Source organism: Kurthia sp. 11kri321 (genome assembly GCF_001534765.1).
Classification (GTDB): domain Bacteria; phylum Bacillota; class Bacilli; order Bacillales_A; family Planococcaceae; genus Kurthia; species Kurthia gibsonii.
Map to the genome: position 1 here is coordinate 2,166,616 of NZ_CP013217.1, position 23,131 is coordinate 2,189,746.

General features: G+C 36.1%; 21 protein-coding genes and 1 other annotated feature. All 21 genes read right to left on the bottom strand.

What is annotated here, in order from left to right; genetic code table 11:
• The 21 genes from ASO14_RS10940 to ASO14_RS11040 all read right to left on the bottom strand — a co-directional run bounded on the left by ASO14_RS10940 (position 1) and on the right by ASO14_RS11040 (position 23,110).
• A complete protein-coding gene (locus ASO14_RS10940; RefSeq protein WP_068455054.1) occupies positions 1–879 on the bottom strand; it encodes an aspartate carbamoyltransferase catalytic subunit in 879 nt (292 codons plus the stop codon).
• 166 nt (positions 880–1,045) lie between these two features.
• Entirely contained in the window at positions 1,046–2,392 is a 1,347-nt protein-coding gene (locus tag ASO14_RS10945; RefSeq protein WP_068455055.1) for a uracil-xanthine permease family protein, read from the bottom strand.
• A 29-nt stretch (positions 2,393–2,421) separates the two neighbouring features.
• Positions 2,422–2,961, bottom strand: coding sequence for a bifunctional pyr operon transcriptional regulator/uracil phosphoribosyltransferase PyrR (gene pyrR / locus ASO14_RS10950; RefSeq protein WP_068455056.1), 540 nt, complete (start codon positions 2,959–2,961; stop codon positions 2,422–2,424).
• Positions 2,962–3,179: 218 nt separating this feature from the next.
• On the bottom strand, positions 3,180–4,100 hold the full coding sequence (locus tag ASO14_RS10955; protein WP_068455057.1) for an RluA family pseudouridine synthase: 921 nt from the start codon (positions 4,098–4,100) through the stop codon (positions 3,180–3,182).
• Positions 4,100–4,576, bottom strand: coding sequence for a signal peptidase II (lspA, locus tag ASO14_RS10960; protein ID WP_068455058.1), 477 nt, complete (start codon positions 4,574–4,576; stop codon positions 4,100–4,102). The genes ASO14_RS10955 and lspA overlap by 1 nt, the downstream gene beginning before the upstream one ends.
• A 172-nt stretch (positions 4,577–4,748) precedes the next feature.
• Complete coding sequence (gene ileS / locus ASO14_RS10965; RefSeq protein ID WP_068455060.1) at positions 4,749–7,520, bottom strand: isoleucine--tRNA ligase; 2,772 nt, start codon at positions 7,518–7,520, stop codon at positions 4,749–4,751.
• A 74-nt stretch (positions 7,521–7,594) separates the two neighbouring features.
• Positions 7,595–7,823, bottom strand: a binding site (T-box leader).
• A gap of 52 nt (positions 7,824–7,875) precedes the next feature.
• Positions 7,876–8,385 carry a DivIVA domain-containing protein gene (locus ASO14_RS10970; protein ID WP_068455061.1) on the bottom strand — a complete coding sequence of 170 codons (510 nt, stop codon included), beginning with the start codon at positions 8,383–8,385 and terminating at the stop codon, positions 7,876–7,878.
• A gap of 93 nt (positions 8,386–8,478) precedes the next feature.
• The gene (locus ASO14_RS10975; RefSeq protein ID WP_068455062.1) at positions 8,479–9,267 is read right to left on the bottom strand and encodes a YlmH family RNA-binding protein; all 789 of its coding nucleotides are present in this window, start codon (positions 9,265–9,267) and stop codon (positions 8,479–8,481) included.
• Between the two features lie 83 nt (positions 9,268–9,350).
• Complete coding sequence (locus tag ASO14_RS10980; protein ID WP_068455063.1) at positions 9,351–9,611, bottom strand: YggT family protein; 261 nt, start codon at positions 9,609–9,611, stop codon at positions 9,351–9,353.
• A 12-nt stretch (positions 9,612–9,623) separates the two neighbouring features.
• Complete coding sequence (locus ASO14_RS10985) at positions 9,624–10,139, bottom strand: cell division protein SepF (protein WP_325921845.1); 516 nt, start codon at positions 10,137–10,139, stop codon at positions 9,624–9,626.
• A 2-nt stretch (positions 10,140–10,141) separates the two neighbouring features.
• Positions 10,142–10,834 carry a YggS family pyridoxal phosphate-dependent enzyme gene (locus tag ASO14_RS10990; protein ID WP_068455073.1) on the bottom strand — a complete coding sequence of 231 codons (693 nt, stop codon included), beginning with the start codon at positions 10,832–10,834 and terminating at the stop codon, positions 10,142–10,144.
• A gap of 169 nt (positions 10,835–11,003) precedes the next feature.
• Positions 11,004–12,152: a cell division protein FtsZ gene (gene ftsZ / locus ASO14_RS10995; protein ID WP_068455074.1), complete on the bottom strand. Its 1,149-nt coding sequence runs from the start codon at positions 12,150–12,152 to the stop codon at positions 11,004–11,006.
• Positions 12,153–12,209: 57 nt separating this feature from the next.
• Positions 12,210–13,499, bottom strand: a complete 1,290-nt coding sequence (ftsA, locus tag ASO14_RS11000; RefSeq protein ID WP_068455077.1) for a cell division protein FtsA — start codon at positions 13,497–13,499, stop codon at positions 12,210–12,212.
• Between the two features lie 313 nt (positions 13,500–13,812).
• Positions 13,813–14,562 carry a cell division protein FtsQ/DivIB gene (locus ASO14_RS11005; protein ID WP_068455081.1) on the bottom strand — a complete coding sequence of 250 codons (750 nt, stop codon included), beginning with the start codon at positions 14,560–14,562 and terminating at the stop codon, positions 13,813–13,815.
• Positions 14,563–14,574: 12 nt separating this feature from the next.
• A complete protein-coding gene (murD, locus tag ASO14_RS11010; protein WP_068455082.1) occupies positions 14,575–15,933 on the bottom strand; it encodes a UDP-N-acetylmuramoyl-L-alanine--D-glutamate ligase in 1,359 nt (452 codons plus the stop codon).
• A 1-nt stretch (position 15,934) separates the two neighbouring features.
• Positions 15,935–16,906 carry a phospho-N-acetylmuramoyl-pentapeptide-transferase gene (gene mraY, locus ASO14_RS11015; RefSeq protein WP_068455084.1) on the bottom strand — a complete coding sequence of 324 codons (972 nt, stop codon included), beginning with the start codon at positions 16,904–16,906 and terminating at the stop codon, positions 15,935–15,937.
• Positions 16,907–17,055: 149 nt separating this feature from the next.
• Positions 17,056–19,200, bottom strand: coding sequence for a penicillin-binding protein (locus ASO14_RS11020; protein WP_121175728.1), 2,145 nt, complete (start codon positions 19,198–19,200; stop codon positions 17,056–17,058).
• Positions 19,201–19,238: 38 nt separating this feature from the next.
• Positions 19,239–19,634 carry a cell division protein FtsL gene (ftsL2, locus tag ASO14_RS11025; RefSeq protein WP_068455094.1) on the bottom strand — a complete coding sequence of 132 codons (396 nt, stop codon included), beginning with the start codon at positions 19,632–19,634 and terminating at the stop codon, positions 19,239–19,241.
• An 18-nt stretch (positions 19,635–19,652) separates the two neighbouring features.
• Positions 19,653–20,591 carry a 16S rRNA (cytosine(1402)-N(4))-methyltransferase RsmH gene (gene rsmH / locus ASO14_RS11030; protein WP_068455098.1) on the bottom strand — a complete coding sequence of 313 codons (939 nt, stop codon included), beginning with the start codon at positions 20,589–20,591 and terminating at the stop codon, positions 19,653–19,655.
• A 427-nt stretch (positions 20,592–21,018) separates the two neighbouring features.
• Positions 21,019–22,632: a bacillithiol biosynthesis cysteine-adding enzyme BshC gene (bshC, locus tag ASO14_RS11035; protein WP_068455100.1), complete on the bottom strand. Its 1,614-nt coding sequence runs from the start codon at positions 22,630–22,632 to the stop codon at positions 21,019–21,021.
• Between the two features lie 82 nt (positions 22,633–22,714).
• Entirely contained in the window at positions 22,715–23,110 is a 396-nt protein-coding gene (locus ASO14_RS11040; protein ID WP_082701463.1) for a DUF3397 domain-containing protein, read from the bottom strand.
• Between the last annotated feature and the right edge of the window lie 21 nt (positions 23,111–23,131).

The window sequence follows — 23,131 nt, forward strand, 5'->3', positions numbered from 1 at the left end:
TTAATCTCTCCCCTTTAAAATTTGCTCCATGATTGCCATACGAATGTATAAACCATTTTTCATTTGTGCGAAGATTCTTGAGCGCTCACACTCTACTAATGATGAATCGATTTCTACACCGCGATTAATTGGTGCAGGGTGCATGATGATTGCACCATCCTTCATTTGCTTTTCACGTTCAACCGTTAAACCGTATTGTGCATGATAACTCTCTGTTGTGAACCCTTCATATGCTGCATCACGTTCATGTTGTACGCGCAGTAACATAATCACGTCGCTCGTTTCGATTTGTTGATCCCACTCATGTTGTGCGTTAAACTCACCTTGCCATTCTGGTGGGCATACAAAGTGCACATCTGCGCCCAACTTTTCAAGTGCAATCGCATCTGACTTCGCTACACGACTATGTGAAATATCACCTGCAATCGTTACTTGTACGCCTTCAAATCGTCCGAACTCTTTGAATATTGTGTATAAATCTAGGAGAGATTGTGATGGATGTTGTCCTGCTCCGTCTCCTGCATTGACAATCGCTACGTCTAACCCTTCTAGTAACTCTTCATAATACGCATCTTGTTTATGTCGAATAACAACTGCGTCAATTCCGCTCTGCTGAATTGTTTTTACTGTGTCGTATAAAGTTTCTCCCTTTAATACACTTGAAAAGCCTGTATCAAATGGAATGACTGTCGCTCCTACACGACGCTCTGCCACTTCAAATGATGTTTTCGTACGTGTACTTGGCTCAAAAAAGAGGTTTGCAACAAAGTATTCTTTCTCTAGTTGTGGTTGTGCGCCCGCCTCGAATTCAGCCGCTCTGTTTAAAATCGTCATAATTTCTTCTGTTGATACTTCATCCATTGACAGTAAGTTTTTCATTTCTGCAGATCCTCCTCATTTTTCATAAGAAAAGCCTCCCTAAATTTGGTTAGGGAGGCTTAAGATGGGTATGATAAGGTAGAGAGGTAGTGTATAGACTACTTCCGTACAAATCACAGCACCCTTCTTTGCCTCTCTGGGCAATCTTTAAAAGGTTATTTATTATTTATTTTTCACGTTCTTCTTCTGCTTGTAACTCAATATCTGGCTGTGCTTTACCTGGTAAGATGACATTTAAAATTACACCGACGATTGCTGCTAAAGCCATACCTTCGATTGTAAAATCATTGCCTTCAATACCGAATGCATTTTGCCATAAAATCTTACCGCCACCGATTCCTAAGATTAAGATTACCGAAGCGATAACTAAGTTACGTTTATGATCGAAGTCGATTTTGTTTTCAACTAACATACGTAGACCAGATGAAGCGATAATACCGAATAGTAGAATCGATACACCACCAAGTACTGGTGCAGGGATTGTGCTTACAAGTGCCATTAACTTACCTGAGAATGCAAGTAGCATAGCGAATACTGCCGCACCACCGATTACCCATACACTGAATACACGTGTTAACACTAATACACCAATGTTTTCACCGTAAGTTGTTTTAGGTGGTCCACCTACTAATGCTGAAAGGAATGTACCTAACCCATCACCTAGTAATGAACGATTTAGACCAGGGTTTTTAATATAGTTACGTTTTACAATTTTCCCTAATACTAATTGGTGACCAATATGTTCTGAAATCGTTACGATAACAATCGGTACCATCGCAAGCGCAATCGCCGGTGTAAAGTTAATTGTGTAATCGACACCTGGTATTAAGAAATTTGGTACTTCAATCCATGCCGCATCAACTACTTTTGAAAAGTCGATAAAGTTTGTGCCTGCAATTTTGTCTGAAATTAATGCGGCTACATAACCTACAATTAAGCCAAGTAAGATTGGCATTGTACTTACTACACCTTTAATGAAGTTATTCACTAAGATGGCTGCTGCTAATGTAATCAGCGCAATGATGAAATAAGAAACATGATACACTTTTGTACCGTTTTGTAATGTTTCATTCATTGACATATCTACAGCAGTTGCTGCTAAACCTAAACCAATAACCATAATAACAGGTGCTACGACGATTGGCGGTAATAAACGCATTAACCATTTATAACCTGTTTTCCAAATCACTAGTGCGACTATACCGTATGTCACACCAACTAGCATGGCACCTAACATGGCACCACCTGGTCCACCAAATGTCTTTGTTGCAACCATCATTGGTGCGATAAATGCAAATGATGATCCTAAATACGCTGGTACTTGAAAGCGTGTAATTAATAAGAAGAATAATGTCGCAACGCCACTTGTTAAAAGGGCAATTGCTGGTGATAAACCTGTTAATGTTGGAACAAGGATTGTCGAACCAAACATCGCAAACATATGTTGTAAACTAAGTGTTAAAAGTTGGCTCGTTTTCGGCTTGTCGTTAATATCTAATACTGCATTTGTCATATCTATAATGTCCTCACATTCTATCTTGCTTATTCGTAAATGGCTACTTGGTCTGTATCGTCTACTTCCACCATGCTTACAACAATGCGTTCATGACTTGCTGTTGGAATGTTTTTCCCTACGAAGTCTGCACGAATTGGTAGTTCACGATGTCCTCTGTCAACTAGAACGGCTAGTTGAATTTGTGAAGGTCTACCGACATCCATTACAGCGTCCATTGCTGCACGTACCGTACGTCCTGTGTACAATACATCATCTACGAGTACAACTTTTTGATTCGTTACATCATCTGTAATATCTACTTGTTGTACGAGTGCTTCTCCGTTATTCGTCTTTGTCGATAAGTCATCACGATAAAGTGAGATGTCTAATTCTCCTGAACGAATTTCTTTTTTCTCAATCGTATTGATTTTTTGTGCTAAACGTTTCGCTAAGTATGCACCGCGTGTTTTGATTCCAACTAAAATCACTTCATCAATACCCTCATTGCGTTCGATGATTTCGTGTGCAATTCGTGTTAAAGCACGATTCATACCTGCTTGATCAAGAATTTCTGCTTTTTTTGTCACGGTTATTACCTCCCTATTTCGTGGCATAAAAAAACTCCCGAGCGTTATGCCCGAGAGGTTATAGGTATACTTATAGATATGTCAAATACACTGTACGCATACAGTAATCCCACATTCTTCGCATCCTTTTCAGCCTCTCTGGACTGTCTTTAAAGGTGAATATTAGTTTTTCACTGTTATCAGTATATGCTCTATGACTTAAAGTGTCAATTGCTTTTTTATTTTTTATCGTATGAAGATTTTAGTTCGTTCAATAATGCGTCAAACTCTTGTGGCATTGGCGCTTCAAACTCTAAATATTCATTCGTACGTGGATGAACAAAACCAAGTACACCTGCGTGTAATGCCTGACCACCGATATCCATTGTCTTTTTCGGTCCATATTTCGGATCGCCTACTAATGGATAGCCGATGTAGTTCATATGCACACGAATTTGGTGTGTACGACCTGTTTCAAGACGGCATTGTACTAATGTATAGTCTACACCAAAGCGACCAATCACTTGGAAATGTGTTACAGCGTGCTTTCCTTCATCTACAACGCCCATTTTTTGACGGTCTTTTTTGTCACGTCCGATTGGTGCATCAATTGTACCTTTATCATGTGGAATATGACCATGAACTAATGCAATATAACGACGTGTTACAGACTTGTCGACTAGTTGTTGTACAAGCGACTCATGTGCTAAATCATTTTTAGCAACCATTAATAAACCTGATGTATCTTTATCAATACGGTGAACAATTCCTGGACGCATCACACCATTAATACCTGATAAATCTGTTACTTGATGCATTAAACCATTCACTAATGTACCGGTTGTATGACCAGGCGCTGGATGAACAACCATACCTTTTGGCTTATTCACAACTAATACATCTGCATCTTCATAAACGATTTCTAAGTTTAAATCTTCTGCTAAAATTTCAAGTGGCTCTGGCTCTGGAGGATTCACGACAATTTCATCGTTCTCTTTTAGTTTATATGTTTTTTTTACTTTTTCTCCATTTACTAATAAATGACCTTCATCAATAAATGTTTGAATTTGACCACGCGACCATTCTTCTTGTAAAGCTCCTAAGACTTTATCAAGACGTTGACCTTTTTGTTCTGCTGTAATTAAAAATGTTTCTGACATTACTTCACCTTTTTCTTTACTTTTCGATCTTCGAAAAGAATATATATAATTAACATAATAACGCCGAGCGTTAACGCTGCATCTGCAATATTAAAAATCGGGAATTGATAATTGATTCCTGGGATTAATACACTGACAAAATCGACAACTTCTCCACGAAATACTCGGTCGATAAAGTTACCAATTGCACCACCTAAAAGCATCATTAAACTCGCCTGTAATAACGGTTTTCTTTTTGCTTCTTTATGGTAAAAATAGATAATCCCTACGACCACGACTACTGTAATGATGGCGAATAACCAGAATTGATCTTGTAGAATTCCCCACGCAGCGCCGCGATTTCGATGCGAATAAATAGATAAATATGGGTCAAATACCGACACTTCTTGTCCAAGTTCCATATTGTCTACTACAAACCACTTCGTTACTTGGTCTAACACAATAACAAATAATGCAATAAGATAATATTTAAACACCTTGTTTCCTCCGTCTATACAATATGTTACTCATTTTACCATACCCATTCACTTTTTGAGAAATAACCGAAAGATTTTTTTATTCATGTTCTACTTCTTTCACGAATTGCACACAAAGAAAAACATCTTCCCAAACCGAATGAACGATTATAGGAAGATGTTTAAATTCTTATTATTCAGCTTCTACGTAATAAGCTTCTACTACTTCTGCACAATGTGCGCAAAGTGTAGGGTGTTGTTCATTAGAGCCAACTGTTTCTGAAATTGTCCAGCAGCGCTCACATTTTTCACCTTCAGCTTTTTCTACTGTTACCGCAATACCATCTTGCTCTACAGCGCTATCAGGTGCTTCGCTTGTTAAGCCACCTACTACAAATTGAGAAACGATGCTTAATTGTGCAAAGTTAATTGTAGGGTCTTGTAGCAATGCTGTTGTTTGCTCATCACAGTAAACTGTTACTTTCGCTTCAAGTGATTTACCGATAACTTTATGGTTACGCGCTTGTTCAAGTGCTTTTAACACAACACTACGAATTTCCATAATACGTGACCATTTTTCATCTAATGTTTCGAAGTTGTCTTTTGAAACTGCATCTGGCATGTCTGTTAATTGAACAGAAGGTACATCTGTATCTTCTAAATATGACCACATTTCATCCGCTGTGTGTGGAATGATCGGTGATAATAGCTTTAGTAATGCATCTAATGTATCTGCAATAACAGATTGCATCGCACGACGAGCTGGTTGATCGTAACCTTCAATATAGACAACATCTTTCGCAAGATCTAAGTAGAATGAACTTAAATCAGATGAGATGAAGTTGTTCATCGCTTTATACACTGTTGCAAATTCATATGCATCATATGCTTCACGTACTGTTTTGATGAACTGTTGTAACTTCATGTACATGTATTGATCTACTTCACGTAAATCTTCATATGCTACATAGTCTGTTTCACGATTGAAGTCGTGTAAGTTACCATGTAAGAATTTAAGCGTATTACGTACTTTACGATATACTTCTGAAACTTGTTTTAACATATCCATTGAGATACGAACGTCTGCTGTATAGTCAACAGAAGCAACCCATAGACGTAGGATATCTGCACCGTATTGGTTCATTACTTTAGATGGCGCGATGATGTTACCAAGTGATTTAGACATCTTACGACCATCACCATCTAGTACGAAACCATGTGATAATAAACCTTTATAAGGTGCGTGACCATTGATTGCAACAGATGTGATTAATGATGAGTTGAACCAACCACGATATTGGTCAGAACCCTCTAAATATAAATCAGCTGGGTAGCGTAATTCTGGACGCTCATCTAATACACCTTGATGTGTTGAACCTGAGTCAAACCATACATCCATGATGTCATTTTCTTTTGTAAACTCACCATTTGGTGAACCAGGATGTGTGAAGCCTTCTGGTAATAATTCTTTTGCTGTTTTTTGGAACCAAATATTTGAACCGTGTTCACGGAATAAGTTTTGTACGTGTTCAATTGTTTCTTTTGTGATGATTTCTTCACCGTTCTCAGCATAGAATACAGGAATTGGAACGCCCCATGTACGTTGACGAGAAATACACCAGTCACCACGATCACGAATCATATTATACAGACGTGTTTCACCCCATACAGGTGTGAAGTTTGTATCACGAATCGCCTGTAATAATTCGCCGCGGAAGCTTTCAATTGATGCAAACCATTGTGGTGTTGCACGGAAAATAACTGGTTTTTTTGTACGCCAGTCATGTGGGTACGAGTGCTCGAAGAATGTTTTGCTTAATAAAGCACCTACTTCTTCTAACTTATCACAGATTGGTCCATTTGCTTTTTCATAGAATAAACCAGCAAATTCGCCTGCATCTTCTGTCATCATACCTTTGTTATCAACGATTGATAATGTTTCAAGTCCATAACGTTTACCAACTTGATAGTCATCTTCACCATGACCTGTCGCTGTATGAACACAACCTGTACCAGCTTCTGCTGTTACGTGGTCACCTAACATTACTAATGATGTGCGGTCAAATAAAGGATGTTTCGCTGTTACGTTTTCTAAATCTGCACCTGAGATTTCACGATCAATCTCCACATTTTCAAAACCTAGTTTTTGTGCAACGTCCTCTAATAAATCTTTTGCTACGATATATTTTTGATTGTTTGCTTTCACTACAACATATGTGAATTCAGGATTTACAGAAATACCTAAGTTTGCCGGGATTGTCCATGGTGTTGTTGTCCAGATGATGAACTTTTCATCTTGGTTCACAACGCCTTTTCCATCTTCTACAGCAAATGCTACATAAATTGATGGTGATGTTACATTAGCATATTCGATTTCAGCTTCTGCTAATGCTGACTCACTTGAAGGTGACCAGTAAACAGGTTTTAATCCTTTATAGATATAACCTTTTTCAGCCATACGACCAAATACACCAATTTGACGAGCTTCAAACTCTGGTTTTAATGTGATATATGGATTTTCCCAATCACCACGAACACCAATACGACGGAATTGTTCACGTTGGTTATTTACTTGTTCATATGCATATTGCATACATAACTCACGGAATTCTGCTACCGACATTTTTTTACGGTCATGTCCTTTTTTAGTTAATGCTTGTTCAATTGGTAAACCATGCGTATCCCAACCAGGAACGTACGGTACAAAATAACCTGTCATTGAGCGGTGACGGTTAATCATATCTTTTAATACTTTGTTTAAAGCGTGACCCATGTGTAAATCGCCGTTCGCATACGGAGGTCCATCATGTAAGATAAATGGTGTACGATCTTTTGTACGTTCAAGAACAAGTTTATTAATATCCATCTCGTTCCATTTATCTTGGATTTTTGGTTCGTTGTTTGGTAAATTTCCACGCATCGGGAAATCAGTTTTTGGCATCAATAGTGTATTTTTATAATCCATATTGAAGTTCCTCCTCTAATTCATCTCATATTTTTCCTAGGAAATTTCCCAGGAAATAAAAAAACTCCCCATCCCAAAGGGACGAGGAGGAGTATTCTCGCGGTACCACCCTAGTTGCAAACTAATTCTACTTAATTTGCCTCTTAGAACACAGTAACGGTGTGCGCCCGAGATTGCTTACTAAATCTGTTCAGCAATCTAGTTCAAGAGTGATTTTCTCTTATGATTACGTTGTCCGAGCTTACACTATCCTCGAATCGCTTTACTGCTCTCATAAAATACTGTCTCTATCAATACTTTTATACATATAATGCGATTATAAAAAAACGTTTCGCATTCGTCAAGTAGTACTCAACTATTCTTGTGGTAAATTTAAATGTTCTAGTTCTGATGTATCTGCTTCATATTCCATTAAATGATCCCAATCATCATTCTCGATTAAGTCCAATTGTGCTTCTACAATCATTTTAAAGCGATTGCGGAATACTTTTGATTGTTTTTTCAGTTCTTCAATTTCCATCGCAATACGACGCGCTTTTGAAAGTGCTTCGTTCACAATACGATCGGCATTTTTCTCTGCTTCTTTCACAATTAACTTCGCTTCTTTTTGTGAATTACGACGCACTTCTTCAGCCGCTTCTTGTGCCACAATAATTGACTTTTGAAGTGTATCTTCTAAAGAGTTATAATGACCAATTTGCTCATTCATCGATACCAGACGGTTTTCCAATTCCTTTTTTTCGTCTAAAATGACTTTCAAATCTTCCATGACTTGTTCTAAAAACTCATTAACCTCATCTTCATTATATCCACGAAACGCGCGGTTGAATTCCTTATTATGTATATCGATTGGTGATATTGGCATATTTTTCTCCCCTTTTTTCTGTCAATATAGATAGGTTTATTATACCCCTCATTAGGTATAACTTCATCTACTATTATCATTTTTTTATAATTTTTATCTTTTTCTTTCTAATTTCCCAAATACAATACGAATTTTATCTTTTTTTGTACGTCCTTCGATTGAACGAATCATAGAGCGACCAAACCCTCGAATTGAGATTAAATCTTGTTCTTCTAACTCCATCGTTCCTTGCTCTTGTTGCTGATGGTTCACTTTTACTTTTCCAGCTTGAATCAATTGCGATGCCTTTTGACGTGATATTTTATAAACAGATGCAATTACTGTATCTAAACGTAACGAAGATACCGTATCATATTGTTCCGTCCATTGATCTTGTGGCAAAAGATAATGAGCTTCTTCTGTCACTTCCATTAAATGAACCTTCGCTTTATGAATGGACTCTAAATTAACCATAATAAAGGATGCAAATGCTTTTTGTATAACAAATTGGATTTTTTCTCCATCTATTCTAATATCCCCAAACTTACCACGATCTAAACCTGTCGCCATTAATGCACCTAAAACATCACCGTGTTTTAATTGTAAGAATTTTGCGGGGTAACGTAATTCATATACCACTAACTCGAAATCATTCTTTTCTGGCTCAAAGTAATCTGGGTATAGCAGCACACGCTGCCTTTCTGCTTCTATAAAACCACCAGATGTTTGAATCTTTACATCACCATTGTGACCTACTAAAGATGTAATAATAGCAATTTGGCGTGGATCTAAAAAAGCGGTTAGTTTTGGTGTATATCGTAGTGCCACATCTGCAATCCATTCTTTCGCTTGAATAACAAAAGGCTGCTCATCTTCTCGAAAGTGTTGTAAAATTTCTTCCATGTTTTCACCTCAAAAAAGTGACCTTCTCTCAGTATAGTGACTTACGAACGATACTGTGAAAAGGTCACCCTTCAACATTCTATTTAATACATTAGATAAAACAATACTTTGATTACACCAAGTTGAATAAAATTCAGTGCGATGATTGCAACAATTGGTGAAATATCAATCATACCAATCGGTGGAATAATCTTTCTGAAAATTTCCAAATAAGGTTCAACAATCTTGCCAATCACTTGACCAAAAGTAGACCCTTGTAATGCCGGTAACCATGACATCAATACATAAGCAATAATGACATAAAAATAAATTTCAAACGCGATATTAATTACGTTTATTAACATGTAATATCTCCTCTAATCATCAAAATGATAATTTGAAATAGCCCCATCTACTTCAACATTATCAGGTGTGCATAAAAATATATTTGAACCGACTTGTTTAATATCGCCATTTAAAGCGAAAATGACACCACTTAGAAAATCAATCATACGACTTCCTTGTACTTTATCAATACGCTGTAAATTTACAACTGCTGCTCGTTTATTTTTTAAACAATCCCCGATATTTTCTACTTCTGTATAAGAAAATGGTTCGAATAAAATCACTTTTGATGTTTTTTGTGTAAAACTCACCACGTTATGAATCGAGCCTACTTGCTCATTTTCAATAACAGTTGGTACTGCTGTCGGCTTTTTTGACTTATTCGGACGTGGTCGATTTGGAATCGCCATTGCATTCTTTGATACTTCTTGAACAGGTGGTTGTGCTTCTGGTTGTTGTTTTGATTTTACTTGTGTCGATGTTGTTTCCTCTTCTTCATAGAACTCTTCATCATCTAGTCTAAAAAAGTTTTTAACGACATTTTTCATTTTCACTCCGAAACACTTCCTTCACTTCCAACTAAAGCCGTACCGATTCTCACAAAGGTTGCACCTTCTTCAATTGCAATTGCATAATCATTCGACATACCCATCGAAAGTTCTGAACATGGCGCATACGGGATTTGTAAATCTACGACTTGTTGTTGTAATTTTTTTAAACCCTTAAATGTGTAGCGAATAATTTCTTCGTCCTCTGTATTTGGTGCCATCGTCATTAAGCCTACAATTTGAATTTTAGAATACGCTGCTAAATCTTTAATAAATGGAATCGTTTCTTCTACACTTAAACCATGCTTAGCTTCTTCTTCTGAAACATTGACCTGTACGAAACACTTTACTACTTGATTTGCTCTTTTTTCAATTTCTTCTGCTAAGCTAAGACGATCTAATGAATGTAAATAATCAATTTGATTAATTACTTTACGCACTTTTCTAGTTTGTAAAGAACCAATATAATGCCAGATTGCTTGTTTACCAATTACTTCTTCTTTAGCAATCAATCCTTCAGGGCGGTTTTCACCTAAATGTCGCAAACCATTGCTAATTGCTTCTTGCGCGCGTTCAATTGATACTTGTTTTGTAACTGCAATAATTTGAACATCCTCGGTATTACGCTGTGCTTTTTCAGCTGCGTCTATTATATGTTGTTGAATATTTTTTAGATTCTCTGTAATTGTTTTCATATTCTTCCCAACTTTTCAAAGTTACTTATAGTCTCATTGTATCAAGCATATAAAGAGATTTCAATGAATAGCACCCTACATGTCTACACTGTTATGTGCTTGTAATAAAAGCCAACAAATGTTAGTGTGCAACACTTGTTGGCTCAAAATGATACTCACCTATATTATTTTATCGGCGATTTTTACGATTTCTTAAGAATGCCGGGATTTCATACGTATCTTCAGACATCGTATTATTTGAAGTTGTTGCTGTCTCTTCTTGAACCGGTTGTTGTACTGGTTGAGGTGACTGTTGTACTTGTTGTGGGCGCGCAGTCTGATTCAGACCCGGACGCATCATTTGGCGTGGATCTGGCACAACAGCTGCTTCATTAAAATCTGTTGCAATAACTGTCACAACAATCTCATCTTTTAAGTCATCATTAATAACAGAACCGAAGATAATATTAACATCTTCGTCTGATGCAGACGCAACGATTGCTGCCGCTTCCTGTACTTCAAACAGACTTAAACTTGCTCCACCCGTAATATTCATTAGAACACCTTTTGCACCTGTAATTGATGTTTCAAGTAACGGACTTGAGATAGCTTTTTTCGCCGCTTCTACAGCGCGTGTTTCACCCGAGGCTACACCGATACCCATTAATGCTGAGCCCTTATTAGACATAATCGTTTTTACGTCTGCAAAGTCTAAGTTAATTAAACCTGGTACAGCGATTAAATCCGAAATACCTTGAACCCCTTGACGAAGTACATTATCAGCTTCACGGAATGCTTCAAGCATTGGTGTACTCTTATCAACAATTTCTAATAAGCGATCATTTGGAATAACGATTAATGTATCTACCGCTTCTTTCATTGCTTGTGTACCAGCTAATGCTTGTGATTGGCGTTTACGACCTTCGAATGTAAATGGACGTGTAACAACACCTACTGTTAAAGCGCCTAAATCGCGAGCGATTTGTGCAATAACAGGTGCCGCACCAGTACCTGTACCACCGCCCATTCCAGCAGTAACAAATACCATATCTGCTCCAGCTAATGCTTCTTCTAATTGTTCTTTACTTTCTTCCGCTGCTTTTTTACCAACTTCTGGGTTAGCACCTGCACCTAATCCACGTGTTGATTTAGCACCGATTTGTAATTTTATTTCAGCACTTGATAGCTTTAATGCTTGTGCATCTGTATTAACAGCAATAAATTCTACACCTTGAACACCATGCTCAATCATACGATTTACAGCATTATTACCACCACCGCCAACACCAATTACTTTAATTACGGCTAGTGCATCATCATTTGTATCAAATTCTAACATGCCATTTCCTCCTCTTTTGCTTATCTTTGTAGAAATATTCAGTTCGTTTCTCTATCTTTACTCGATTAGATTATTTACAAGTCGCTTCAATTTACCAACAATACCTTCTTTAGGTGGTGCTTCTTCGTCATCATACTCTTTAGCTTTGCGTTCTTTACGTGGTTCTTCTTGTTCTGGAACCTCGATTGACATTTCTTCAGAGTAATCATTATAAAATTCACTATCTTTATAAGCATAACGAATCAAACTAACTGCTCCCGATAGCTCAGGGTCGCGCGCACCAATTTGAGTTGGTGTATATAATCGAACGCTTGATTGTAATTTCTCTGTTGCTAATTCTTGTAAGCCTTCTAACTTTGCCACACCACCAGTAATAACGACACCACCTGGTAAATCTTCTACTTGCTGTGCATATAGTTCGTCTAAAATTAAATCAAAAATTTCTTCTACACGAGCTCCAATAATCTCTGAAATAAATCGTTGGCTATACTGCTCTTTAGAATCTGTTCCAATGATTGGCACTGTAAACATTTCATGGTCAGAAGCTGTATCGTAAAACGCATGACCATAATCTTTTTTGATTTTCTCTGCTTGTTCCATTGATGTTTTTAAAATAATTGACAAATCTTTTGTAATATTTTCGCCACCAATTGGAATCATCGCAACATTCGTAAAGCGACTGTCTTTATAAACACCGATTGTTGTTGTATCTGCACCCATATCAATAAATAATGTGCCACGTGACTTTTCATCTTCTGTCAATGCATAATAACCTGATACATGTGGCTGTAAATAAATTTGTTGGATTTCAACTCCAGTTCTTTCTACACATCGTACGATATTATGTAAATACGTATCTGGAGATGTTGCAACTGTAGCATCCATCTCTAAACGAATTCCTAACATACCACGTGGGTCGCTAATCTCTGGCAAATTATCAACAATAAACTGCTCTGGAATAAGCTCCACTCTTGTATGACCATGTGCTCCTACCATTGACTCTGCAGATTCCATTACTCGATCTAAATCTTCATCTGTAATTTCACGATTATCGTTACTAATCGCAACGACACCTTTTACTTTTTGAAGTGCTACTTGATTTGCTGGAATACCTACTACAACTTTTTTAACGCTAATACCTAGCATGCGTTCGGCTTGGTTAATGGCTTTTCGAATCGATTGACCTGCTGCATCAATATCGACGATACTTCCTTTTTTAATTCCAGAAGATTTCTCTTTACCTACACCAATCATATGGATAGTTGTATGGTCTACAACTTCACCAATGATACATTTCACAGAACTTGAACCAATGTCTAATGAAACAAACAATTCTGACTGACTCAATGAATAGCACCTCCTCTTATTTCTCTTTAGTTTATATTTTATTGTATATTGTTATATTTGTCTAAATAACTTTAGGATTTTTTACCACATTATTAGGATTTTTGTCGATTGAACAAACAAAAACAAATATGACTTAAACCCTAGCACTAACTTATGCTGAAGATTGTACTTTATATCTAACACATACATTAAGACAAAGCACCACTACTCTATACCCTAAAAAACTCTTTTATACACACTTATAGAAAAATAATTTTTAGGTTACTCATATTATTCCATAGATTTTTAAAAAAAGATATTCTGGATAGGTAGTCTATTTATATTCTAATTTAAAAGAATTATAATAGCCACCAATCTCCAAATGAATAACACCTTTTTTATTTTGATTTAATTGCGCAATAATTGAAGGATAGTACTTCATTTTTGATGCAATCTTTGGAATATCAATTCGCACTTCAAATCCATCATTCATATACATCTTTAATAATTCTGGATTTGATTTTGTAGGTGCTGGTTCGATTTGAGAAATCATTTGCAATAAATCTGGCGACAATTGCATTAATTGTTTCACTAGTTCTTTACGTTGCTTTTCATCATGTAAATTTAATAGAATAGGCAACTCATAACTTTTCGGTTTAATTCTACCGGGTAAGAGTTCACCGTTTTCAAGTACATAATATTGTGCATTACTCGTTCTTAGAATAGCTACTCGTCGATTCTCTTTTATTTTAATCGCTACGCTATTTAACCATTTTCTTTCGACTGTTACTTGTTTTACAAAATCTAGCTTTTCTAAATTTTGTACTACTTGATCTTTTTTAAATCCCCACAATGAATCTCCAACAGTTAATCCACTTTTTTCTATGTAATATTGATTTGTTTCAAAATGATTCCCTTTTATAGTTACTTTTGAAATATGACTTAATGGTGATTGCACATACACTAAAATAAGTAAGACAATGCCGAGAATAATGAATAGTGTGATTATATTACGTTTTTTCTGTTTTTTTCTTCGCTCAATAATCGCACTTTGATGCTCTTTTAATTCAATTATTTTTTGCATTGTCTCACTTCCTTAATTTACTTTTAATTTTTCTACCGCTTCAACAAAACGTTCGCCGCGATTTTCAAAACTTGGATACTGATCCCAACTCGCACATGATGGAGATAATAAAATGATATCTCCTTCTTCAGATAATGCATATGCTTTTGGCACAGCATCTTCCATAATTTCAGCTGTTTCAATTACCGATACACCACAAGAGTTTGCGAATTCAGCAAATCGCTCTTTTGTTTCACCGGATACAACTACAGCCTTTACATTATTCATATATGGTCGTAGAGCTTCGAATGAATGTCCTCGATCTAGTCCGCCTGCTAGAAGAATGATTGGTGTATGGAAAGCTGAGAGGGCACTTTTTGTTGCTAATGTATTCGTTGCTTTGGAATCATTATAAAATTTGCGTCCATTATACATACCAACAAATTGTGTGCGATGCTCTACACCTGCAAAAGTTTGCAACACATGTGTTAACGCTTCTTTTGGACACGCCATTAAAATAGCTGTCGCTACTACACAAAGTACGTTCTCTAAATTATGTTTACCTGGTAATGCAATTACAGAGCGTTCTAAATAAGGTTCACCCATCCAATAAATCATTTCATCATCTGCACTAATACCATCTTTTAAAATACGGGTAGATGAAAATGGGATTTTTGTAGCTTTAGAAGCAACTACTTCATTTACAACAATCTCTTGATCCGCATTATAAATCAGGTAGTCACTTTCGTCTTGATTACGCGTTACATTAAATTTTGCTTTTGCATAGTCTTCCATCGTACCGTGGTAATCAATATGTGCTTCAAATAAATTTGTCCAAATAGCGATTTTCGGCTTAAATTGCTCTGTACCCATTAATTGGAAAGAAGATAATTCTGTTACAACCACTTCATCTTTTGTCGCTTCTGCTGTAACGCCACAAGCAACTGTACCAATATTCCCAGCAATTAATGGATGTAAATTGCCTTCTTTTAATACTTCAAATAATAACGAAGTGGTTGTTGTTTTGCCATTTGAGCCCGTAATACCAATCATAGGCGCCTCGCTTATACGATAAGCGAGCTCAACCTCTGTCCAAACAGGTAATTTGCGCATTAATGCATCTTCAATGATTGGGTTTGTATATGGGATACCTGGATTTTTAACAACTAATTCAAAACCATCATCAAGTAAGTCCTTTGGGTGATCTCCACAAATAACTGTAATACCATGTTGTAATAATAATTGCGCATCTTGATTTTCTTCAAAAGGCTTTGCGTCATTTACTGTTACAAAAGCGCCTAACTTGTGAAGAAGTTTCGCAGCGGCTACCCCACTTTTAGCAAGGCCAAGTACAAGTACTTTTTTATCTTTCATCGATTCAATCATTTTCATGCTATAAAACCTCCGGCAGCACTGCAATTAACGCACAAATGATTCCGACAATCCAGAATGTCACAACAACACGTTGTTCTGACCAACCTGATAATTCAAAGTGATGATGAATTGGAGCCATTTTGAAAATACGTTTTTTACGAATTTTAAAACTTCCAACTTGTAACATAACAGAGGCTGTTTCGACTACAAATACTAAACCAATTAATAAAAGTAATAACTCTTGATGAGTTAAAATCGATACAATTCCAAGTGCACCACCAAGTGCCAGTGAACCTGTATCCCCCATAAATACTTTTGCAGGGTTTTTATTAAATATTAGGAATCCTAACAATGCTCCTGCCACTGCAAAAGAGAAAATCGATAAGTCTGTTTGGTCTTGTACATAAGCAATTACACCAAAAGCTGCAAAGGCTATTGCACCTGTACCTGCTACCAAACCATCTAATCCGTCTGTTAAATTCACAGCATTTGAGAATCCAACTAACCAAAATACCATAAATAAAATATAGAACGTACCAAAGTTTAATACGATTTCTGTATAAGGTACTGATAATTCATTTGCAAAGCCAGTTCCTTTTAATAAGAAATAGGCTAATACTGAAATAACGATTTGAGCGATTAACTTTTGAAGTGATGTTAAACCTAAGTTTCTTTTGAAAATAATTTTCAAACCATCATCTAAAAATCCAACGATACCAAAACCAAGTAGTACGATTAATAGCACAACAGATTGTACGGTAAATTCGCCATAATAAATACTTACACCAAATGTTGAGATTACAATTGAAAATAGGAAGATAACGCCTCCCATAGTTGGTGTTCCTTGCTTCTTCATATGAGATTGCGGACCTTCTTCACGAATACTTTGTCCGAACTTCATACGTCTTAAAAACGGGATTGCTAATGGTCCAATAATTGCAGAGAATAAAAATCCTGCAAATAAAGTAATTAGCATGATTGAAATTGTCATTCTAATTCTCCTTTAATTACGTTTAAGTACATGTTCTATCATAGTAGTTTCACATTGAAATTTAAAGGTCAAATGGCTTAAAACCTTGTTTTTTTTCATGTGTTTTGCAGAATTCATTTGACAAAAAGTGATTCCTTTTAGCTTCTACATTATTTTGTTTTCTTATATTGCTCTTGAGGTGTCTTTAACTGAACTTTAATTTTTTGTTTTGGTTTTACTACAGTTCCTGCAGGCACGCTTTGTTTCTGTACATAACCACTTCCACTAATTTCGATGTTAAGACCACTTAGTTCTTTGAATGTGAGAAGATCTCGAAGTGACCATCCTTTAAAGTCTGGTAGCGTTACATCTCCATATGTTTTCAAGAATATTTTGTTACCTTTTAAAAGTGGCGTGTTTTTTTGTGGATATTGTTCTGCTACAGCTAAACCATCTCCAATAACAACCGGGACAAACCCTTCTTTTGTAATAGCTGATGTTGCTGTATTTGTTTCTTGTTGTACATAATCTGCTATTTTTACAGAATCAATTTTTTTCTGTTTCGTCGTACCAACATTTAAATATTTTAAGCTACTTTCCATAACTGCATTGAAAATTTTAGAAGTTGGTTCTGACCCCACTTCTGTTACCTTCAATTTTGGCTTCTTCACTGCTACATACATGACCAATTTCGGGTCTTTCGCAGGTGCCATACCTAAGAAAGAATATAAAAATTGATTTTTCCCCCATGAATAGCCTCCAGAGGAGTTAGCTACTTGTGCCGTCCCTGTCTTCCCAGAAACTTCATAATCAGTACTTGCAAACTTCTGCGCTGTTCCTTTTTCTGAAGTTATAGTCGTCGCTAAGATACGTCTCACTTCTTTCGCTGTATCTGCTGATACAGGTGAGCTTTTTACTTTAGGCTTGTTTTCTTTCACAACTTTTTTTGTGTTTGGATCTACAATTTTTTGAATAACATATGGTTGCATCATTTTACCGTCATTTGCAATCGCAGATACTGCTTGGATTAGTTGAATTGGTGTAACAGTCGAGCCTTGACCATACGTGGTCGTTACTTTATTAATTTTGTATTGATCTAAAATTTGACCAGTTGCCTCTTTCGGTAAATCAATTCCTGTTTTTTCGCCAAAACCAAATTTATGAATTGATTTAAGGAAATAGTCTTCACCAATTAAATTCAATAAATTAGCCATCCCTACATTCGAAGATCGTTGAATCCCCTCAAGATAACTAATACGCCCCCAACCAACTTGATTTGCATCACGAATAACACGATCTCCTACACGATACTGCCCTGACATGAAAGTTGCATTCTCGTTCCATACGCCCTTTTCAATTGCAGTTGCTAACGTAAATGTTTTCATTGTAGAACCAGGTTCAATTGTAATTTGTGTTAATTGATTTAACCAACTTGAGTTAATTCCTTCACCTGTTTGCGGATTATATGTTGGACGTTGAGTAGACGCTAAAATCTCACCCGTTTTAGGGTTTGCAACCACTGCTACAATTGATTCAGGTTTGTACTCTGCATCTACACGTGATACTTCATTGTCTAAAATACTTTGAATCGTTTGATCAATCGTTAAATAAATTTCATCCCCATCTTTTGCTGGTGTCACTAATTTATCAGTTCCAGGAAGTAAATACCCCCATCGATCAATTTCAAAGTTAGCAGTACCATCTTTTCCGGCTAACTCCTGATTGTACGTTTTTTCAAGACCTGCTTGTCCCACTTCTATGTACTTAAGTTTTTTCTCATCCCATACTTTTTGTGTAAAACCAATAATATTAGATGCAAAAACTCCTTTTGGATAATAGCGTTTCATTGTTTCTTCAAACTCAATGCCAGGTAACTTTTCTTTTTCAATCTGCTGTTTAATATCGTAAGGTAAGTCACGTCCTGCAGATTTAAATTCAACTTGGTAAGGTGTTTCACCTTTTGCTGTTTTACGCATTAAAATATTCAATATTTCAGTTTCTTTTAAGTCTAAATAACGCGCTAAAACTTTTGCTGTTTTTTCTTTATCATGTACATGACGGTATTGTCCGTCCGGCATACCTTTAGATGCTTTAGGAGTAAGTACAGCAGTAACATTATAACTTACTACATTTGTCGCAATTACCGAACCATTACGGTCTAAAATCTCGCCTCGTTTTGCTTTTTGTACCGTTTCAATGTCATGACGATTTTTAGCTTCTGAAACTAAATCATGTCCATCAACTTTTCCAACTACTTGAATATAAAATACTCTCAAAAACATAAGCAAAAATAAGAAGCCAAAAATGACTAGCATTAAAAAGGCTCCTTTTCGTCCAAATCGTCTATTATTATTCATTCTTTTGTCACTGCCTTAACATTGTCAGAGTTTGGTGTTAAACCTAATTCCTTCGCTTTTTGTAAGAAATGTTCATATGTAGACTTTTTAGCGATTTTATTTTCAAGTACTTCATTTTCTTTTTGCAATGTTTTAATTTCTCGGTCAACTTCAACATTTTTAATCGTTGTTTGGCTAATTGAAGATTGCAAATTCAAACTAACTAATGATGTCGCAACAACAACGATAATCATCATCACTGTTAATATTTTTTCACCCTTCGTCCATTTTCGTCGTCGTGGTCGATGGCTCGGCTTCGGCGCCTGTTTTTGCGGTTGTTGTGGTTGAACTCTCGGTTGAACAGGTGCTGTCTGTGTATAATCTCTTTGTGGTCTAAACTGTGGTGCTGCCATCGTCTCACTCCTCATTTTTTATGATTTGATTTTTTCAATTACACGTAACTTTGCTGATCTCGAACGATTATTTACAGCAAGTTCTTCTTCAGTTGGAAGAATTGGCTTACGGTTTACTAGCTTGTATTTAGGTTGCAAGTGGTCTGGAATAATCGGTAGACCTGGTGGTAATTCTGGAACAGATGATACCTCTTTAAAAATTGTTTTTGTTAAACGATCTTCTAAAGAATGGAATGTAATAACACTTACACGTCCACCTACATCAATGACATCCAGTGCTTGTTGAAGTGATTCTTCCGCTGCACCTAATTCATCATTTACAGCAATTCGAATTGCTTGGAAAATTCGTTTCGCAGGGTGTCCACCTTTACGTCGTGCTGCTGCTGGAATACCTGCTTTAATTAATTCAACAAGTTGTCCTGTTGTTTCAATCGGTGATTTTTCACGTGCTTCTTCGATTTTACGTGCTACTTGTTTTGAGAACTTCTCTTCTCCATAACGATAAAAGATACGAACAAGTTCCGCATATGACCATTCATTCACTACTTCAAAGGCTGTTAGCGGAGCTGTTTGATCCATCCGCATATCAAGTGCTGCATCTTGATGATAACTAAATCCACGCTCTGCATTATCTAATTGTGGGGAAGATACACCCAAATCATACAAAACACCATCTACTTTTGAAATTCCTAAATTCGCAAGCTCTTGTTGTAAATAACGAAAATTAGAATGAACAAATGTTACACGGTCTATGTATGGCGCTAATTTTATTTTTGCATTTTCAATTGCTGTTGTATCTTGATCAAAACAAATCAAGCGTCCTTGTTCAGAAAGTTGTTGTACAAGGTATTCACTATGACCTGCTCCACCAAGTGTACAATCTACATAAATTCCATCCGGACGAACGTTCAATTCATCGACTGTTTCCTTTAATAATACTGTTGTGTGATTGAACATGTTCAAATCCTCCATATTTCTTAAATCTTTTATTTATTCGTAAAACCCTTTAATTATATCGGTTTTTATTCAAATAATTTTATCATACACAAGTAAATAAAGTCCTATGTATGAAATTAATGTACCACATTCCTTGCTTTTCCACCACCATATACGGTAGTTTAACTAAATTTCACATCAACATGTAAATTTAGCATGGGTGAATCCAGTGTTATTCAGTTGTTTTTACATTTTTCTATTAATTTCTAGGAATATACTATACTCTTTTTCCTAAAAGTACAACTATACGCTTAAAAGTATTTTTAGTCCTTTAGACTCAACATTATTCCATCTAAAAGTTACACACTCATTATTTACCCATTTTTTTACATAACAAACATAAAAAAATAGGTTTTAGCATTTTTTTGTGCTAAAACCTACTTTACGCTTATAAATAAATAATTTGATGCAACTTAGATGTTTTTAGAGATAATGTGAATAAATCACGAATAAATAGTTCTCCATATTGATTTAAGTAAGGGAACGGCGTGTAAACACGTTCTTGGAATCCACCCATAGGAAGTAATTCCTGTTCCACTTGTTCAAAACGACGATAAGCAACATCATGTTTTAAACGGACATCTTTTTCAATTTGTTTCATTAAGAAGTCAAACTGTTCTTTATGAAAAGCAAGATTCTTTTTCACAACACGCTCTACATGTAAATCATGTTCTTCAATATGACGTTGAATTACTTCGTATTGTTCAGCTAGCAATTGCTTCGCACGTTCAATCGCTTCTTTCGCTTCACGATCGTATACTTTAGCATCAAATGCTTCTTTTTCCGAAGAAATGCCACCTGCAATTGCTTCTTTCGCAGTGAGACCGATTAATTCTAAATTAGAAGCTGTCTCTCTCGTTACATAAGTAAAGTTCATACGTGGCGTGAAGATTGGCACACGTAAGCCTAGTACTTCAAAACCGTCTTTCAAAGTAGCCCAGTATGCAAGCTCACCTGCACCGCCTACGAATGATAAAACAGGTAATACCATTTCTTGCATCATTGGACGCGTCACAACATTATTACTTAAACAGGCTTCTTCATCTACTAACTGCATTAATTGTTCTTTCGTAAAGCGAACATTAGCAGATTGATTCATAAAGTACCCATCATGTCGTGTTAATAAATAACGCTCTCCGTCACGTACATAGAATAGATTCGCTGCATTTTCTGTCGCACCAATCGGCGAACCGTATCCTGCTTCTTCTAAGTCTCTCTCACGCTTCGTCACAACTGTAGCAATCTCTGCCGCATGCTCAATTAAACGTTTAAAATAAGGCGCTTCATATTGACGAATTGCTGGGTCTGCAGCATCTAAATATAGTAACCCTTGCTCTTTAAATAAGTCATTCATTAATTTCACGAAGAAATCGGTATATGTATGACTTGTTTGAGCAACTTCTAAAACATATGCTAATAATTCTTTTGTATAAGCTGTTTCACCGAATTGCTTAAATAGCTGCTCAATCCATTCCTCTACCTCATCTAAACGAAGCTTCGTTGCAGAAGCCATCGTTTTAACACGACCTTCTTCTACATATGTGTGTTTTAATAAACGATTACCTGCTGCATAGAATGTATGGTTAATCTCATCTAAATCATGATCTTCTCCTGCCACCCAAAAAATCGGCACAACAGGTACACCTAATTGTTCGCGTTGTTCTTTCGCTAACAACAATACAGAGATTGCTTTATTAACCGAATAAAGTGGCCCTGTTAAAAGACCTGCTTGTTGGCCACCAACAACTGCTACTGCATCTTGTTCTAATTCTGTTAAATGTTGCTCGATTTTTTCAGATGTTGCAAATTTTTGCATATATTGACGCATCACACCGACTAATTCTTTTCGACGAATCGGGTGTTGCTTTAATTCTTGTAAACGCGCTTCAAAAGCGGATTGTTCATTTTTGAAATGAAAAAAACGACAAATTGCTTCTTGCTGATTTTGATAATCTTGAAGTAATTGGTTTGTATTTTCCACTTGTACTTGTTCCAATTTCATTATTACGTTCTCCTCTTCAAACAGTGAATATAAAAAGTATAGCACTATCTAGGTCGTTGTAGAAAAAAACTGCTCACTGTCTTTAAAATAATTCAACAGATTTTAAAATAGCATAGACGAGTAACATAATTAAATAGACACTTGATAATACTAAAAAAAGAATCCGCCAAAATTTTTTAAAGATTTTCGCTACTTGTACTTCTGGATTCTTGTACCATTTACGAAGTACAATCACCATAAAAGTAAGCGTAACAAGAATCTGAATGAGAACACCTAAATCATAGCCATACAATGTTTGACAAAGTGCTTGAATTGAAAATAGTAATATACATGTTGTGACATCCATCGCTCGATGCATCGCATTTCCTTTTGTACGTTTGAATCTTTTCAATAAGAAAAAAAGAAAAAAGAACAATAGAAAAGGATAGAGTACGATGAGATGAAGGACGTTAAATAATACACTCACTTGATTACACATCCGTTCTGTTTATTCTTACAT

Bases quoted from the DNA above. Each gene is read 5' to 3' on its own strand.
- ASO14_RS10975 (WP_068455062.1), bottom strand. From the start codon at position 9,267: ATGGAAGAAATTTTACAACACTTTCGAGAAGATGAGCAGCCTTTTGTT.
- ASO14_RS11005 (WP_068455081.1), bottom strand. From the start codon at position 14,562: ATGCAAAAAATAATTGAATTAAAAGAGCATCAAAGTGCGATTATTGAG.
- ASO14_RS10970 (WP_068455061.1), bottom strand. From the start codon at position 8,385: ATGCCAATATCACCAATCGATATACATAATAAGGAATTCAACCGCGCG.
- ASO14_RS10945 (WP_068455055.1), bottom strand. From the start codon at position 2,392: ATGACAAATGCAGTATTAGATATTAACGACAAGCCGAAAACGAGCCAA.
- ASO14_RS11040 (WP_082701463.1), bottom strand. From the start codon at position 23,110: ATGTGTAATCAAGTGAGTGTATTATTTAACGTCCTTCATCTCATCGTA.
- ASO14_RS10955 (WP_068455057.1), bottom strand. From the start codon at position 4,100: ATGTCAGAAACATTTTTAATTACAGCAGAACAAAAAGGTCAACGTCTT.
- ftsL2 (WP_068455094.1), bottom strand. From the start codon at position 19,634: ATGGCAGCACCACAGTTTAGACCACAAAGAGATTATACACAGACAGCA.
- ileS (WP_068455060.1), bottom strand. From the start codon at position 7,520: ATGGATTATAAAAATACACTATTGATGCCAAAAACTGATTTCCCGATG.
- ASO14_RS10940 (WP_068455054.1), bottom strand. From the start codon at position 879: ATGAAAAACTTACTGTCAATGGATGAAGTATCAACAGAAGAAATTATG.
- ASO14_RS10985 (WP_325921845.1), bottom strand. From the start codon at position 10,139: ATGAAAAATGTCGTTAAAAACTTTTTTAGACTAGATGATGAAGAGTTC.
- murD (WP_068455082.1), bottom strand. From the start codon at position 15,933: ATGAAAATGATTGAATCGATGAAAGATAAAAAAGTACTTGTACTTGGC.
- rsmH (WP_068455098.1), bottom strand. From the start codon at position 20,591: ATGTTCAATCACACAACAGTATTATTAAAGGAAACAGTCGATGAATTG.
- mraY (WP_068455084.1), bottom strand. From the start codon at position 16,906: ATGACAATTTCAATCATGCTAATTACTTTATTTGCAGGATTTTTATTC.
- bshC (WP_068455100.1), bottom strand. From the start codon at position 22,632: ATGAAATTGGAACAAGTACAAGTGGAAAATACAAACCAATTACTTCAA.
- ASO14_RS11020 (WP_121175728.1), bottom strand. From the start codon at position 19,200: ATGCTAGTCATTTTTGGCTTCTTATTTTTGCTTATGTTTTTGAGAGTA.
- ASO14_RS10980 (WP_068455063.1), bottom strand. From the start codon at position 9,611: ATGTTAATAAACGTAATTAATATCGCGTTTGAAATTTATTTTTATGTC.
- ASO14_RS10990 (WP_068455073.1), bottom strand. From the start codon at position 10,834: ATGAAAACAATTACAGAGAATCTAAAAAATATTCAACAACATATAATA.
- ftsZ (WP_068455074.1), bottom strand. From the start codon at position 12,152: ATGTTAGAATTTGATACAAATGATGATGCACTAGCCGTAATTAAAGTA.